Here is a 14,821-nt window from a genome sequence, read left to right on the forward strand (position 1 = left end):
CATGCTCGAACGCTACGCCGATGGCGCCGGTCGAGCGGCGGACGCACGCGATGCCAGCCCGGTCAACACCGCCGCGAACAGCAGCAGCGCCGCGCTCGCCACGAAGGTCGCCGCATAGCCGTGGCGATCGAACAGCATGCCGCCGACGGTCGAGCCCAGCGCGATGGCCAATTGGATCACCGCCACCATCAGGCCGCCACCGGCCTCGGCGCTCCCGGGCATCGCGCGCGCGATCCAACTCCACCAGCCCACCGGCGCGGCGGTCGCCAGCAATCCCCACAGTGCCAGCAAGACCGCCACGGCGGCGACACGCGTACCGAACGGAATCAGGGCCAGGGCGACCGCCGCCATCAGCAGCGGAATCGCGATCAGGGTGCGATACAGGCTGCGCTGCAGCGCGGCGCCGACCAGCAGGGTGCCGAGCAGACCGGCCACGCCGATCCCCAGCAGGAGCCACGACAACACCGGCACCTTGGCCAGCGTCACCGTTTCCAGGAACGGGCGCACGTAGGTGAACAACGCGAACTGGCCCATGAAGAAGGCGGCGCAGGCCGCCATACCCAACGCGACCGCGCGCTGCCGGAGCAGGCCGAACACGTTGCCGGCCCCTGCCGCGCGCGCTGCGCTCATGGCCGGCAGGCTGGCCCACTGCCAGGCGAACGCCAGCACGGCCACCGGCACCAGGCACAGGAACGCGCCGCGCCAGCCGATCACCCCGCCCAGGTAGCTGCCGAGCGGCGCGGCGATCACCGTGGCCAGGGCGTTACCGCCATTGAAGATGGCCAGGGCGCGGGGCACCTGGGCCGGCGGCACCAGGCGCATCGCGGTCGCGGCCGACAACGACCAGAAGCCGCCGATCACCACGCCGATGAGCGCGCGCCCGGCCATGTAGGCCGCATAGTTCGGGGCCAACGCGACCACCGCGCCGGACACCGCCATCAGCCCGGTCAGCGCCAGCAACAGGCGCTTGCGGTCGATGGCCCCGGCCAGGGCGGGAATGGACACACTGGTGAGCACCGCGAGCGCACCGGAGATGGCGATGCCGTAGCCGACCAACCCCTGGCTGACGTGCAGGTCGGCGGCCATCGGGGTCAGCAGGCTGACCGGCATGAACTCCGACGCGATCAGCGCGAACACGCACAGCGTCATCGCGTACACGCCGCCCCAATGGGCGCGCTGTGGGGCGGCGGCGGCCTGCCCGCGCCCCGCTTCCGCCGGCAGCGCCGCGCTCACCGCCCCGCTCCGTGGCGGCCGCAGCGCGCGAGGTGTTCGTGTGCGATCGGCCGCGTGCGATGGCACCCGCGCCTGCCCATGCGCACGCTCATGGCGCCCCCAGGGTTTGCCGGAAGAACGAGGCCAGCTTGTCGAATGGGATCAGGTCGGTCCGGTCGTACAGGTCCACGTGGCCAGCGCCCTTCACCCAGTACAACTCCTTCGGCTGGCCCGCCAGGCGGAAGGCCTCTTCGCTGAATTCCTTCGAGTGCGCCTGGTCGCCGGCGATGAACAGCATCGGCCGCGGTGCGATGGTCGCGATGTCGTTGAACGGATAGAAGTTCATGAACTTGACGTTGCTGCTCAAGGTCGGGTGCGTGGTGAGCGCGGGCGAGGAACCGGCCGGGGTGAACTGGCCGCGCGCGGTGCGGTAGAAGTCGTAGAACTCGCGCTGGATGGGCGGGGTCTGCGCATCGAGCACGTGCACCGTGCCGCCGGTGTACTCGGTCTTGCCGCCGCCGAATTCCACGTCGCGCTGCCGCGCCGCGGCCGCGATGATCTGTTTGCGCTGCTCGACGGTCTGCGCGTGGTTGAGCCCATCGCGGTTGGCCGCCCCCATGTCGTACATGCTCACGGTGGCGATGGCCTTCATGCGCGGGTCGATCTTGGCCGCACTGATGACGAAGCTGCCGCTGCCGCAGATGCCGAGCACGCCGATGCGCTCGCGGTCCACGAACGCCCGGCTGCCCAGGTAGTCCACCGCCGCGCTGAACGCCTCGGCATACAGATCCGGCGCCACCGCATTGCGCGGCTGGCCCTCGCTCTCGCCCCAGAACGACTGGTCGATCGCCAGGGTGACGAAGCCCTGTTCGGCCAGCTTCTGCGCATACAGGTTAGAGCTCTGCTCCTTCACCGCGCCCATCGGGTGCCCGACCACGATGGCCGGATAGCGGACACCGGCCTTGCGCTGCCTGGGCAGGAACAGGTTGCCCACGATCGTCATTCGGTACTGGTTGCGGAAGGAAACCTTTTCCGTGGCGACGGCGTCGCTCTTGTAGAAGTTGTTCGCGCCATTGGCCATGTCCTGTCCCATCGCAGGTGAGGTGCCGGCCGCCAGGGCCAGGATCAGCAGCAGTCGTTGCATCGGTCTTCTCCCGGTCAGGCGGCCAAGGTGGCGTTGTCGATGACGAATCGGTATTTCACGTCGCCTTGCAGCATCCGTTCGTAGGCGGCGTTGATCTGCTCGGCGCGGATCAACTCGATGTCGGCGACGATGCCGTGCTCGGCGCAGAAATCCAGCATCTCCTGGGTCTCGGCAATGCCGCCGATCATCGAGCCGGCCAGGGTGCGACGCCGCATGATCAGGCTGAACACCGCCGGCGACGGATGCGGGCTGGCCGGCGCACCGACCAGCACCATTGCGCCGTCGCGCTTGAGCAGGCCCAGGAACGCGTCCAGGTCGTGCGCCGCGGCGACCGTGTCCACGATCAGGTCGATGCTCCCGGCATGCGCCGCCATTTCCTGCGCGTTGCGCGACACCACCACCGCGTCGGCGCCCAGTGCCAGGGCAGCCTCGCGCTTGGCCTCGGCGGTGGTGAACGCGACGACGCGCGCGCCCATCGCATGGGCCAGTTTCACGCCGACGTGGCCGAGCCCGCCGATGCCGACGACGCCCACCGTCTTGCCGGGACCTGCGCCCCAGTGGCGCAGCGGCGAATAGGTGGTGATGCCCGCGCACAGCAGCGGCGCCACCGCCGCCAGTTGCCCTGCCGGGTGGCTGATTCTCAGCACGTAGCGCTGGTGGACCACGATCTGCTGCGAATAGCCGCCGAGGGTGTGGCCGGGCGCATCGGCGCTCGGGAAGTTGTAGGTGCCGACCATGCCGTCGCAGTAGTTCTCCAGTCCGCCTTCGCACTCCGCGCAGTGCCTGCAGCTGTCCACGATGCAGCCGACGCCGACCAGGTCGCCCGGACGCATGCCGGCGACATGCGCACCGACCGCCGCGACGCGGCCCACGATCTCGTGTCCCGGCACGCACGGGAAGCGCGTACCGGCCCATTCGCCGCGGGCCTGGTGCAGGTCGGAATGGCAGATGCCGCAGTAGGCGATGTCGATGCGCACGTCGTGCGGGCCGAGCGTGCGGCGCACGATCCGCATGGGTTCGAGGGGCTGGTCGCCGGCGTGGGCGCCATAGGCGTTGACGAACATGGCGGGATTCCGGTGGAGGGGAGGATGGCCATTGTCGGCATCGCTGATCCGCCTGATAAGATGATGAATCCTTTCCTTCCCTATTAGCCAAGCTAATCAATCGACCTGTCAGACTGGGCCATGGCACGACGCAATCTCAACGACCTGCTGGCCTTCGTCACCGTCGCCCGCGAAGGCAGCTTCACCCGCGCCGGCGCCGCGTTGGGGGTCACCCAGTCGGCGCTCAGCCAGGCGATCAAGGCGCTGGAAACGCGGCTGCAGATCCGCCTGCTCACCCGCACCACGCGCAGCGTTTCGCCCACTGCGGCGGGCCAGCGTCTGTTGCAGGCTATCGGCAACCGCTTCGACGAGATCGAGTCGGAACTGGACGCGCTGACCGCGCTGCGCGACAAGCCCGCCGGCGTGGTCCGCATCACCAGCGGCGACCACATCCTGCACACCACCCTGCTGCCCAAGCTGATCCCGGTGCTGCAGCGCTATCCGGACGTGCAGATCGAGTTCGACGTCAGCTACGGTTTCCGCGACATTGTCGCCGACCGTTTCGACGCGGGCGTGCGCCTGGGCGAGAGCGTGGACAAGGACATGATCGCGATGCCGATCGGCCCGCCGCTGCGCATGGCCGCCGCGGCGGCGCCGGCCTACTTCCAGCAGCGCCCGCTGCCCAAGGTGCCGGGCGACCTGACCCAACACCGCTGCATCAACATCCGCTTCCCCACCCATGGCGGCCTGTACGTGTGGGAGTTCGAGCGGCGCAACCGGCAGGTGAACGTGCGGGTCGAAGGCCAGGTGACGTTCAGCACCTCGCCGCCGATCGTGCGCGCCGCGCTCGACGGACTCGGCATCGCGTTCCTGCCCGAGCAGGAATTCGCGCCCCATCTCGAGGACGGTCGCCTGGTGCGGGTGCTGGAGGACTGGTGCCCGCCATTCTCCGGCTACCATCTCTACTACCCCAGCCGCCGCCAGCACTCGCCGGCGTTCTCGCTGGTGCTCGACGCACTGCGCCTTTGAGTGCGCCGCGCGGCCGCGGCAACCGCGCCGGCCAGCGAGTGCGGCGCGCGTCGCGCGCCGTGTCCGGCGTGGCCGCACGCACGTTCGCTAGCGGCGCTCAGCGCACCGGCAGCTCGATGTAGCTGGCCTGCTGCGGCGTGTGCCAGATCCGCTGCGTCGCCTTCTGGTAATCGCCCGGCTTGGCGAAGTAGATGTTGGGCACGTAGGTCTGCGGGTTGCGGTCGTACAGCGGGAACAGCGTGGACTGCACCTGCACCATGATCCGGTGGCCGCGCTCGAAGGTGTGGTTGGCGGTGGGCAGGCCGAAGCGGTAGGCCAGCGGCTGGTTCGGGGTCAGCGGCGCCGGATGCTCGAAGCTTTCGCGGTAGCGGCCGCGGAAGATCGCCAGCGACACCGGCAGCTCGTAGCCGCCCAGCTTCGGCTCGGACGCCATCTGGTCCGGATACACGTCGATCAGCTTCACCACCCAGTCGCTGTCGCTGCCGCTGGTGGAGGCCTGCAGGTGCACCTGCGGCGCGCCGGCGATGCGCAGCGGCGCCTGCAGCGGTTCGCTGACGAAGGTCAGCACGTCCGGGCGGCCGTCGACGAAGCGCTGGTCGTGCACCAGCCAGGTGGTCCACATGTCGCGGTCGCCGAACACCACCGGGCGCGGCACGAACGGCACCGGCTTGGCCGGGTCGGAGACGTACTCGGTGTAGTCTCCCTGCCCGGCCTTGGGCGCTTCGAACGAAACGCGGCCGCCGGCCTCCAGGTACAGCGGCTTGCTCTGCGCCGGGCAGCCCTGCGCGCAGCTCAGCGGCCAGCGCTGCAGGCGGTCCCAGTGGTTGGCGCCGGTGTCGTAGATCAGCACCGGCGGCGTGTCGGCCTTGGGCGCGCCGTCGACCAGGTACTGGTCGAAGAACGGCTTGAGCACGTCGCGGCGGAACTGCAGCGCGGTGTCGCCGTCGAACTGCAGCGCGCCCAACGAGGCGCCCTCGTAGTTGACCTGGCTGTGCCGCCACGGCCCCATCACCAGGTAGTTCCTGTCGTTGCCGGTGTCGCGCGGCTCCATCGCCTCGTAGCTGTGGATCGCGCCCCACATGTCTTCCTGGTCCCACAGCCCCTGCAGCCACATCGTCGGCACCTTCAGCGGGGTGCGCGCCATCACCTTGTCCAGCGCCTGCTCCTGCCAGAACGCATCGTAGGCCGGGTGCTCGGTGAGCTTGCGCCACCACGGCAACTGCTCCAGGCCGGCGGCCTTGGCGTAGTCGCCGGCCGAACCGGCGCGCAGGAAGTTGCTGTAGTCGTCGTAGCCGTGGCGCGGAATGCCCTCGCCTTTGCCACGCTTGGTCATCTGGCCGGTGAAGTAGTCCAGGTTGACCTGGCGGAAGGCGCCGTAGTTGAGCCAGTCGTCGCCCATCCAGCCGTCGATCATCGGGCTTTCCGGCGCGGCCACCTTCAGCGCCGGATGCGGATCGGCCAGCGCCATCACCACGGTGAAGCCCTCGTAGGACGAGCCGATCATGCCGACCTTGCCGTTGGATTCGGGCACGTGCTTGACCAGCCAGTCGATGGTGTCCCAGGCGTCGGTGGCGTGGTCGACCTTGGTCGGGTTGAGCGGCCCGCGCAGCGGCCGCGTCACCACGTAGTCGCCCTCCGAGCCGTACTTGCCGCGGATGTCCTGGAACACGCGGATGTAGCCGCCGTCGACGAACACTTCGTCGCCCTGCGGCAACAGGTCGCGCATGTGCGGCGAGGCCAGCCGGCTGGCGCGGCCGCTGGCGTCGTAAGGCGTGCGGGTCAGCAGGATCGGCGCGCCGTGCGCGTCCTTGGGCAGCACGATCACCGTGTGCAGCTTGACCCCGTCGCGCATCGGAATCATCACCTCGCGCTTGACGTAGTCGTTGGCCGCGGTCGGTGCGACGAACGGCTTGCCGGTGATGTCCGGCGTCATCGGCGCGGTCTGGGCCAACGCGGTGCCAGCGGTGGCGAGAGCGACGGCAGCGGCGAGCAGGCAGGGAGCGAGGCGGCGCATGGGCGTTGGATCCGGAAAGGAGGCGAATCCGCGACGCTAGGCGACGGCGCGTTGCTCGGCAAGTGACAAAGGCTGGGTCGCCGATCCTGGCCGCTGATATGGCGGTGTGCGAGCGCACAGGCGCGCTATTCCGATCAGCACAGGTTGCCACCCTGCTTCACCGCCACCAGCAGGACGCCGATCCCTCACATGCCAGGCAGCTCAGGCGCCCGCCCAACCAATGTGCGGCGGCGCCTCAGTGCCGGACCTGGCCTTCGCCCCGCACCACGAAGCGCTCCACGGTCAGCGCTTCCAGGCCCATCGGGCCGTAGGCGTGCAGGCGCGTGGTGGAAATGCCGATCTCCGCGCCCAGGCCGAGTTCGCCGCCGTCGGAGAAGCGCGAGGAGGCGTTGACCATCACCACCGCCGCGCGCAGCGCCTGCACGAAGGCTTCGGCGTTGGCCGCGTCCGCGGTGGCGATGACCTCGGTGTGGTCCGAGCCGTAGCGGCGGATGTGCTCGATCGCCGCGTCCAGGTCCGGCACCACCGCGATCGCCAGGATCAGGTCCAGGTATTCGGCGGCGTAGTCGTCGTCGCTGGCGCTGTCGATGTCCGGCAGCAGTGCGCGGGCGGCGGCATCGCCGCGCAGGGCGACACCGCGCTGGCGCAGCGCCTGCGCCGCCAGCGGCAGGAAGCGTGCGGCCACGTCGGCGTGCACCAGCAGCGTCTCCAGGGAATTGCAGGCGGCCGGCCGCGTGGTCTTGCCGTCGACCAGCAGCTTCACCGCCAGCTCCAGGTCCGCGGAGGCATCGACGAACAGATGGCACACGCCCTTGTAGTGCTTGATCACCGGGACCCGCGCATGTTCGGCGACGAAGCGGATCAGGCCCTCGCCACCGCGCGGGATCGCCAGGTCGACGATGTCGTTGAGCTGCAGCAGTTCCAGCATGGTCTCGCGGCGCAGGTCTTCGACCAGGGTCAGCGCGGCCTCGCCGATGCCGGCCTCGCGCAGCGCCCGGCGCAGCGCCGTGGCGATGGCGGTGTTGGAGTGGATCGCCTCGGAACCGCCGCGCAGGATCACGCCGTTGCCGGCCTTGATGCACAGCGCCGCGGCGTCGGCGGTGACGTTGGGGCGCGCCTCGTAGATCATCGCCACCACACCCAGCGGCACGCGGATCTTCTGCACGCGGATGCCGTTGGGGCGCACGTCGTCGCGGGTGACCTGCCCCACCGGATCGGGCAAGGCCGCGACCTCGCGCAACGCCGCGGCGATGCCGTCCAGGCGCTTGCGGTCCAGCGCCAGCCGATCGAGCATCGCGCTGCCGACGTCCTTGGCCCGCGCCGCCTCCAGGTCCCGTGCATTGGCGACGAGGATCGCCTCCGCATCGGCCTGCAGCGCCGCCGCCATCGCCTCCAGCAAGGCCTGCTTGGCCGACGAGGACAACTGCGCCAGCGCTTGCGCGGCATCGCGGCATTGCAGGGCCTGGGTGCGGATGGAGGTCATTGGGGGCTCCGGTGGCTAGGATTCGGGATTCGGGATTCGGGATTCGGGATTCGGAAAGGCTACGCGCTGCGCCGGCGGATGAAAGGCGGCGAGCGCGAGGCGCAACATCGCATGCGCGCGCATTGCAGCGGGATCGGCGGCGCCGTCGCGGCCACCGTGGGGCGGGCGCGCTTACGCCGATTCCCCATTCCCGACTCCCGATTCCCGCACCACCACCAGATCGTCGCGATGAATCACGTTCTCGCCGTAGTTGTAGCCCAGGATCGCCTCGATGTCGCGCGAGTGGCGGCCAGCGATGCGGCGGATGTCCACCGCCGCGTACTGGCTGACGCCGCGCGCCAGGCAGCGCTCGCCGGCCGCGTCGCGCAGCCGCACCTCGACCATGTCGCCGCGGCGGAACTCGCCCACGGCGCCGGCCACGCCACCCGGCAGCAGCGAGGCGCCCTTGTCGAGCAGCGCGGCCGCGGCGCCGGCATCGACCAGGATCGCGCCCGGTTCCACCGGCACGTGGCGCAGCCAGTACTTGCGCGCGGCGATGCGGGTGCGCGCGGCATGGATGCGGGTGCCGCGCAGGCGGTCCTGGGCCAGGCCGCGCACCACCTCGGCGCTGCGGCCGTTGAACAGATAGGTCTCGATGCCGGCGGCGCCGGCCTTGGCCGCGGCCTCCAGCTTGGTGCGCATGCCGCCGGTGCCCACGCCGCTGCCGCTGCCGCCCGCCATCGCCAGCACCGCCGCGCTCAGTTCCTGCACCTCGTGCAGCGGCTGCGCCTGCGAGTCACGGCGCGGGTCGGCGGTGTACAGGCCGTCGATGTCGGTGGCGATGAACAGCGCATCGGCGTCGACCAGGGCGGCGACGATCGCGGCCAGGTTGTCGTTGTCGCCGAGCTTGAGTTCGTCCACCGAGACGGTGTCGTTCTCGTTGACTACCGGCAGTGCGCCCAGCCGCAACAGTTCGCCCAGGGTGGCGCGTGCGTTGAGGTAGCGGCGGCGGTTGCGCAGGTCGTCGTGGGTCAGCAGCACCTGCGCCACCGGCCGTTCGAAGAAGCGCTGCCACAGCGCGATCAGCTGCGCCTGGCCGAGCGCGGCCAGCGCCTGCCGCGCAGCCAGCGCCGCGCCGGCTTCGGCGGCCTTGGGCACGATGGCGCGGCCGGCGGCGACCGCGCCGGAGGACACGATCACCAGTTCACGCCCGGCCGCCAGGTTGGCCGAGACGAACTGCGCCAGGCCCAGCGCGAAGCGTGGCGTGAGGCCGCCGCCGTCGGCGGCCAGCAGGCTGCTGCCGACCTTGAGCACCGCGCGCCGCCAGGGCGGCAGCGCTTGCTCGACGAAGGGCGTGGCGGCGGTGGCGGTCGGTGCGGTCATCGGGCGCTCGCTCGGCTCAGTGCGCGTTCCAGGCGTACACGGTCAGCTCGGACGCGGCCTGGAGCGCCAGCGGATCCTCGGCGACGATGGCCTGCGCCTGCGCCAGGCTGTCCACGTTCTTGAGCACATAGGCACCGCCGCTGCCGTCGCCGAAGCCACCGCTGCGCTCCAGCAGCCCGCGCTCGCGCAGCGCGGCCAGGAAGTCGCGATGCGGCTGGATCACCGACTCCGGAAACGCCGGCTTGCGCATCGCCATCACCAGGTACAACGTCATTGCCTTCTCCTGCATGCGAGGCGCGGCATGGCATGCGCCTCCGGTAAAAGTTCGACGACCGCGCGCTGCGTCAGCGCACCGGCGGTGGTGCCTCCGCGCGGGCGCCGAGGCCGGGAAACAGCCGCAGCAGCCGTCGCAGGTTGTCCTGCGGGGCGACATCGCCGGCCTCGTCCATCCAGCGTTCGTCCGCCTCCGGATGCGGCCCGGCCAGCACCACCGTGCCGCGGCCATGGCGATAACGCGCGATCGCCACGTCGCCGTTGCCGTACTGGGCGATCGGCACGAAGCCGTCCGCCGCGCTGCCGGTGAGGAACGGGCCGTCCTGATAGTAGACGCGCTGCCAGGTTCCGTCCCAGCGGATGGCGATGGTGTGGTCGCCTTCGTCGTCGATGCCCGAGCGCGGACGCCCGACTTCCGACTGCAGCGCCACATCGACCAGGCCGATGCCGTCGCGGTCGGCCAGGTACGCCCCCATGCACAGGCCCAAGAAACCCTTGCCGCCGCTGACGAAGTCGCGCAGGGCATCGGCGCCATCGTCGCCGAGGGCGGCGTACGCGGCCGGGATGTCCTGGCCGCCGCCGGGCTGGATGTACAGATCGACGTCGTGCAGCGTGGCGGGGGTCACGTGCAGCGGCTCGCGCTCGCCGACATAGACGATCGTCAGCGGCAGCCCGGTCGCGCGCAGCGCATCCACCACCATTTCCGAGCAGCCGCGGCAGCCGGCCGCACCGCGGTAGACCGCCACCTTCGGCGCCGCACCGACCGCCGCGCTGGCCGGGGCCGCGGGCAGCGCCAGCAGCCCCACGGCGAGCAGCGCCAAGGCGATGGTCCGCAGGCCGCCCGCCCTGCCTGGCCACGCGGGCGATGCGATCGCCGGGCGCCAGCCTGTGGGACGGCCACGCAGGCTCATCCCAGCGTGTCCCAGCGCGCGCGCAGCGCCTGCAACTGCAGATCGGCGGCGGCGCCGGGCGACACCCGCGCCGCCAGGCTGCCTTCCGGCGTACGCCCCTGCCCTGCGCTGTCGGCGGATGCGGCGGCGGCCTGGTAGGCCTCGCGGAACGGCACGCCGGCCACCGCGGCTTCCACCGCCACGTCGGTGGCGTACATGCCCGAATCGATCGCCGCGCGCAGCCTGTCCTCGCGCCACTCCAGGTTGGCCAGCAGCGCCGGCAGCAGCTCCAGCGCGGCCAGGCCGCGACCGAAGCCGTGGAAGATCGCGCCCTTGCTGCTCTGCAGGTCGCGGTGATAGCCCGACGGCAGCGACAGCAGTTGTTCGATCTCGGTGCGCGCGGCGGCCACGCTGGCGTGGGTGGCGCGCATCAGTTCGATCACGTCCGGGTTGCGCTTGTTGGGCATGATCGAGCTGCCGGTGGTGTACTGCGCCGGCAGCGCCACGAAGCCGAACTCGCCGCTGGTGAACAACGACAGATCCCAGGCCAGGCGGCGCAGGTCCAGGGTCGCACTGCCCAGCGCTTCCAGCGCGGCCATCTCGAACTTGCCGCGCGACAGCTGCGCATAGATCGGGCTGACCTGCAGGCGCGCGAAGCCCAGCGCAGCGGTGGTGTGGGCGCGGTCCAGCGGCAGGTTGACGCCATAGCCGGCGGCGGTGCCCAGCGGATTGCAGTCGACCAGGCGCAGGGTGTCGCGGGCACGCAGCGCATCGTCGATGAAGGCCTCGGCCCAGCCCGCCCACCACATGCCGGCCGAGGACACCACGGCGCGCTGGATGTGGGTGTAGCCGGGCACCGGCAGGTCGCGCTCGGCCTGCGCGCGGTCCAGCGCCACCTTGGCGATCTCCGCGCTCAGTTGCGCCAGCCGCGCCAGCTTGTCCTTCAGCCACAGCCGGGTGGCGACCAGGATCTGGTCGTTGCGGCTGCGTCCGGTGTGGATCTTGCGCCCGGCATCGCCCAGGCGCTCGGTCAGCCGGGCCTCGATCGCCGAGTGGCCGTCCTCGAAGCGCGAATCCAGCACGAACGCGCCGCTGCGGAAATCCTCGGCCAGCACCGCCAGCTCGCGCTGCAGCCCGGCCAGTTCGTCGGCCGAGAGAATGCCGATGCGCTGCAGGCCTTCTGCGTGCGCGCCGCTGGCGGCGATGTCGTGCAGGAAGAACTCGCGGTCCAGCAGCACGTCGTCGCCGGCCAGGAACGCCTGGATCTGCGTGTCGACGGCGACGCCGGGTTTTTGCCAAAGCAGATTGGTCATTGGGAAGCCGGGAATGGGGATTGGGGAATTGGGATTCGGAAAGCGGCGCGCTGCGTCCGTTGGGGATGCGGCGCTGATTGTGAGTGTCCTACTCCGGCGTGTGTATCGGCGGGATCGACGTCAGCTCGTCCACGCCCAGCGCCAGGTTGAGGTTCTGCATCGCCTGCGTCGCCGCGCCCTTGAGCAGGTTGTCCAGGGTCGCCACCAGCACCAGGCGCTTGTTGCCCGGGGCCAGGGTGAAGCCGCCGAGCTGCACGCCGTGGCGGCCGGCGATGCGGCTCACCCAGGGCGCCTCGTCGATCACCTCGATCAGCGACTCATCGGCATAGCGGGCACGATACAGCCGCTGCACGGCCTCCAGCTTCAGCGGCTGCTGCAGCCACAGGTTCACGGTCATGGTGATGCCGCGGAAATGCGGCGCCACGTGCGGCATGAACTCCACCGGCACGCCCAACTGTGCGGACACCTCGCGCTCGTGCATGTGGTCGGTCAGCGCGTACGGCATCAGGTTGTCGTGCAGCAGCGCCGGATTGTTCTTGTCCGACGGCGTGGTACCGGCGCCGGAATAGCCCGACACGCCGAAGCACTGCGGCGGTCCGGCGAGCTGCTCGCGCAGCGGCGCGATCGCCAGCTGCATCGCGGTGGCGTAGCAGCCCGGGTTGCTGATGCGGCGCTGCCCGGCGTAGCGCGCGCGGGTCAGTTCCGGCAGGCCGTAGTACCAGGCCGGGTCGAAGCGGTAGTCGGCGGACAGATCGACCACGATGGGATCGGCCGCGCCGGTGGCGACCGCCGCGTCCAACGCCGCCACGTAGGGCGCGGCCTTGCCGTTGGGCAGCGCCAGCACCACCACGTCGGCGCGCTTGGCCGCCACCGCCTCGGGATCGAGGTTCTCGTAGCGTAGTTCGCCCTGGTAGGTGTCGTGGTGCGCATCGACGCGCTGCCCGTCCAGCTCGCGCGAGGACAGGAAGGCCAGGCGCAGTTGCGGATGCGCGGCGATCAGGCGGATCAGCTCGGCGCCGGTGTGGCCGCGGGCGCCGACGATGCCGATGGAATAGATGGGAGTGCTCATGCGTGCGAATCCAGGCGGAACTGCAGGTGGCGTTTCACCCCGGCCCATTCCGTATCGATGATGGAGAAGATGACGGTGTCGCGCGGGGTGCCGTCGGCGTGGCGCTTGTGGTTGCGCAGCACGCCGTCCTGCTTGGCCCCCAGCCGCGCGATCGCGGTGCGCGAGGCGTGATTGAACCAGCTGGTCTCGAACACCACGCTGAGGCAGCCGAGCGTGTCGAAGGCGTGGCCAAGCAGCAGCAGCTTGGCCTCGGTGTTCAGGCCGCTGCGCTGCACTCGCGGCGCGTACCAGGTGTAGCCGATCGACAGGGTCGGCACCTGCGGATCCAGGCCGTAGAAGCGCGTGCTGCCGACGATCTCGCCCTGCGCGTCGCGCACCACGAACGGCAGCACCCGACCCAATGCCTGCACCTCCAACGCAGCGGCGACATAGGCGTCCACGCGTTCCGGCGCCGGCACGTTGGTGTACCACAGCGCGTCCAGGCCGCTGCCGCGCAGCGCGGCGCGCAGGCCCTCGACATGCGCCGCCTGCAGCGGCTCCAGGCTGACGTGGCGCCCGCGCAGCATCGGCACGTGGCGCCAGGATTCGGGAAGCACGGGATCGATGCTGGACATGGGGTAAGTCCTAAACGAAGGGGCCGCTCAACCCTGCAGGGTCGGCGTGCGCGTCGCGCAATGCGCCACGCAGTGCTGGATCTGCTCGAAGGTGTCCAGCCCGTACCAGAACACCTTCCACTTCTCCTGCTTGAAGCAGCCGTCGGACTCGGCGTAGTAGAAGATGTTGACCTGGTTGTTGTGGCGCGAACGCCAGAACAGCTGCGGCGTTTCCTCGCGCATCACGTTCCACACCGCGCGGCCCAGGCCCTCGCCCTGCGCGTCGTCGAGCACCGCGAACTTGTCCAGGTAGGTGTAGCCGCCCTCGTCGGTCAGGATCACCGCAGTGCGGTAGTTCTCGCTGACGTAGGCGCGCAGCAGCTTGGTGGTGTCGAAATAATCCGGCACCAGGGTGCGGCCGAAGCTGGATTCGATCAGGGTCTTCAGCCGCGGCAGGTCCAGCTCGCTCCACGCCGTGGCGCGCAGCACCTTCTCGCCGCGCCGCACCAGGGTACCCGAGCCCTTATGGGTGAACAGTTCCTTGGCCAGGTCGGCCGGGCGCGTGATCGACACCGACGACTCCAGCGGCAGCCGGTCCAGCAGATCCTTGATCTGCTCGATCTTCACCTTCATGCCGCCATGGATCCAGGGCTGTGCGATCAGGTGGTCGTACTCGGTGGACAGGTTGATCGAATCGATCACCGTGCCGCGCTCGTCGAGCAGGCCGCCGGTGCCGGTGAGGAAGATGATCTTGTACGGCTGCAGCTCCTGCACCAATTCGTTGGCGGCGAAATCGGCGTTGATGTTGAGGATCTGCCCGCTGGGGGTCTCGCCCAGGCTGGTGATGACCGGGATGGAGCCGGCCTGCAGGCTGGCCTCGATCGGCGCCAGGTTCACCGCGGTGACTTCGCCGACCAGCCCGTAGGTGTCGCGATCCAGGTACTGCGCCTCGAACACGCCGCCGGTGATCGAAGTGGCGCGCGCGCCGTTCTGCTGCAGCGCCTCGACCAGCTTGAGGTTGGAGGCCTGGAACACCCGGCGCACGATCGCCAGCGCTTCCGGCGAGGTCACCCGCAGACCGTTGACGGTCTGCTTGTCGATGCCGGCGGCGGACAGCTCCGCGTCCAGCTGCGGGCCGGCGCCGTGCAGCACGATCGGGGTCAAGCCCACTTCCTGCAGGAACGACAGCGAAGAGGTCAGCGCCTCCAGGTCGTCGCGCAGCACCGCGCCACCGACCTTGACCACGGCGAAGCGCTTGGCGTCCAGTTGCGAGAAGCGCTTGAGGTACTGGCTGATCTCCTTCGCGCTGGCCATGCTCGAGAGCAGGCGCACGATGGTCTGGCGGGTTTGGCGGTTGGCGTGCATGGCGTGGGGCGGTGTCCGAAGGAGTCCAGGG

General features: G+C 70.2%; 13 protein-coding genes. 1 reads left to right on the top strand and 12 read right to left on the bottom strand.

Features of this window, described 5'->3' with window-relative positions; translation table 11 throughout:
* Positions 1-12 precede the first annotated feature (12 nt).
* From QN245_RS12780 to QN245_RS12790, 3 genes are all read right to left on the bottom strand, one after another.
* Positions 13-1,233 carry an MFS transporter gene (locus QN245_RS12780; RefSeq protein ID WP_317843347.1) on the bottom strand — a complete coding sequence of 407 codons (1,221 nt, stop codon included), beginning with the start codon at positions 1,231-1,233 and terminating at the stop codon, positions 13-15.
* An 88-nt stretch (positions 1,234-1,321) separates the two neighbouring features.
* A complete protein-coding gene (locus QN245_RS12785) occupies positions 1,322-2,356 on the bottom strand; it encodes an alpha/beta hydrolase (RefSeq protein ID WP_160965157.1) in 1,035 nt (344 codons plus the stop codon).
* Between the two features lie 14 nt (positions 2,357-2,370).
* Positions 2,371-3,420: an NAD(P)-dependent alcohol dehydrogenase gene (locus QN245_RS12790; protein ID WP_317843348.1), complete on the bottom strand. Its 1,050-nt coding sequence runs from the start codon at positions 3,418-3,420 to the stop codon at positions 2,371-2,373.
* A gap of 120 nt (positions 3,421-3,540) precedes the next feature.
* Here QN245_RS12790 and QN245_RS12795 point away from each other — a divergent pair, with 120 nt between their 5' ends.
* On the top strand, positions 3,541-4,428 hold the full coding sequence (locus QN245_RS12795; RefSeq protein WP_317843349.1) for a LysR family transcriptional regulator: 888 nt from the start codon (positions 3,541-3,543) through the stop codon (positions 4,426-4,428).
* A 97-nt stretch (positions 4,429-4,525) separates the two neighbouring features.
* On the opposite strand, the gene QN245_RS12800 is transcribed toward QN245_RS12795, so the two are convergent.
* From QN245_RS12800 to QN245_RS12840, 9 genes are all read right to left on the bottom strand, one after another.
* Positions 4,526-6,442, bottom strand: a complete 1,917-nt coding sequence (locus QN245_RS12800) for a CocE/NonD family hydrolase (protein WP_317843350.1) — start codon at positions 6,440-6,442, stop codon at positions 4,526-4,528.
* Between the two features lie 235 nt (positions 6,443-6,677).
* A complete protein-coding gene (locus QN245_RS12805) occupies positions 6,678-7,925 on the bottom strand; it encodes a glutamate-5-semialdehyde dehydrogenase (RefSeq protein WP_317843351.1) in 1,248 nt (415 codons plus the stop codon).
* A gap of 171 nt (positions 7,926-8,096) precedes the next feature.
* The gene (proB, locus tag QN245_RS12810) at positions 8,097-9,287 is read right to left on the bottom strand and encodes a glutamate 5-kinase (RefSeq protein WP_160965167.1); all 1,191 of its coding nucleotides are present in this window, start codon (positions 9,285-9,287) and stop codon (positions 8,097-8,099) included.
* Positions 9,288-9,303: 16 nt separating this feature from the next.
* Positions 9,304-9,561, bottom strand: coding sequence for a YciI family protein (locus QN245_RS12815; RefSeq protein WP_160965169.1), 258 nt, complete (start codon positions 9,559-9,561; stop codon positions 9,304-9,306).
* 70 nt (positions 9,562-9,631) lie between these two features.
* Positions 9,632-10,381 carry a BPL-N domain-containing protein gene (locus QN245_RS12820; RefSeq protein ID WP_317843352.1) on the bottom strand — a complete coding sequence of 250 codons (750 nt, stop codon included), beginning with the start codon at positions 10,379-10,381 and terminating at the stop codon, positions 9,632-9,634.
* 86 nt (positions 10,382-10,467) lie between these two features.
* The gene (argH, locus tag QN245_RS12825; RefSeq protein WP_317843353.1) at positions 10,468-11,763 is read right to left on the bottom strand and encodes an argininosuccinate lyase; all 1,296 of its coding nucleotides are present in this window, start codon (positions 11,761-11,763) and stop codon (positions 10,468-10,470) included.
* Positions 11,764-11,851: 88 nt separating this feature from the next.
* Positions 11,852-12,832, bottom strand: a complete 981-nt coding sequence (gene argC / locus QN245_RS12830) for an N-acetyl-gamma-glutamyl-phosphate reductase (RefSeq protein ID WP_317843354.1) — start codon at positions 12,830-12,832, stop codon at positions 11,852-11,854.
* On the bottom strand, positions 12,829-13,446 hold the full coding sequence (locus tag QN245_RS12835; protein ID WP_317843355.1) for a GNAT family N-acetyltransferase: 618 nt from the start codon (positions 13,444-13,446) through the stop codon (positions 12,829-12,831). The genes argC and QN245_RS12835 overlap by 4 nt, the downstream gene beginning before the upstream one ends.
* Before the next feature lie 27 nt (positions 13,447-13,473).
* The gene (locus QN245_RS12840) at positions 13,474-14,790 is read right to left on the bottom strand and encodes an acetylglutamate kinase (RefSeq protein WP_184448599.1); all 1,317 of its coding nucleotides are present in this window, start codon (positions 14,788-14,790) and stop codon (positions 13,474-13,476) included.
* Between the last annotated feature and the right edge of the window lie 31 nt (positions 14,791-14,821).

Source organism: Xanthomonas rydalmerensis, assembly GCF_033170385.1.
GTDB classification, from domain to species: Bacteria; Pseudomonadota; Gammaproteobacteria; order Xanthomonadales; family Xanthomonadaceae; genus Xanthomonas_A; species Xanthomonas_A rydalmerensis.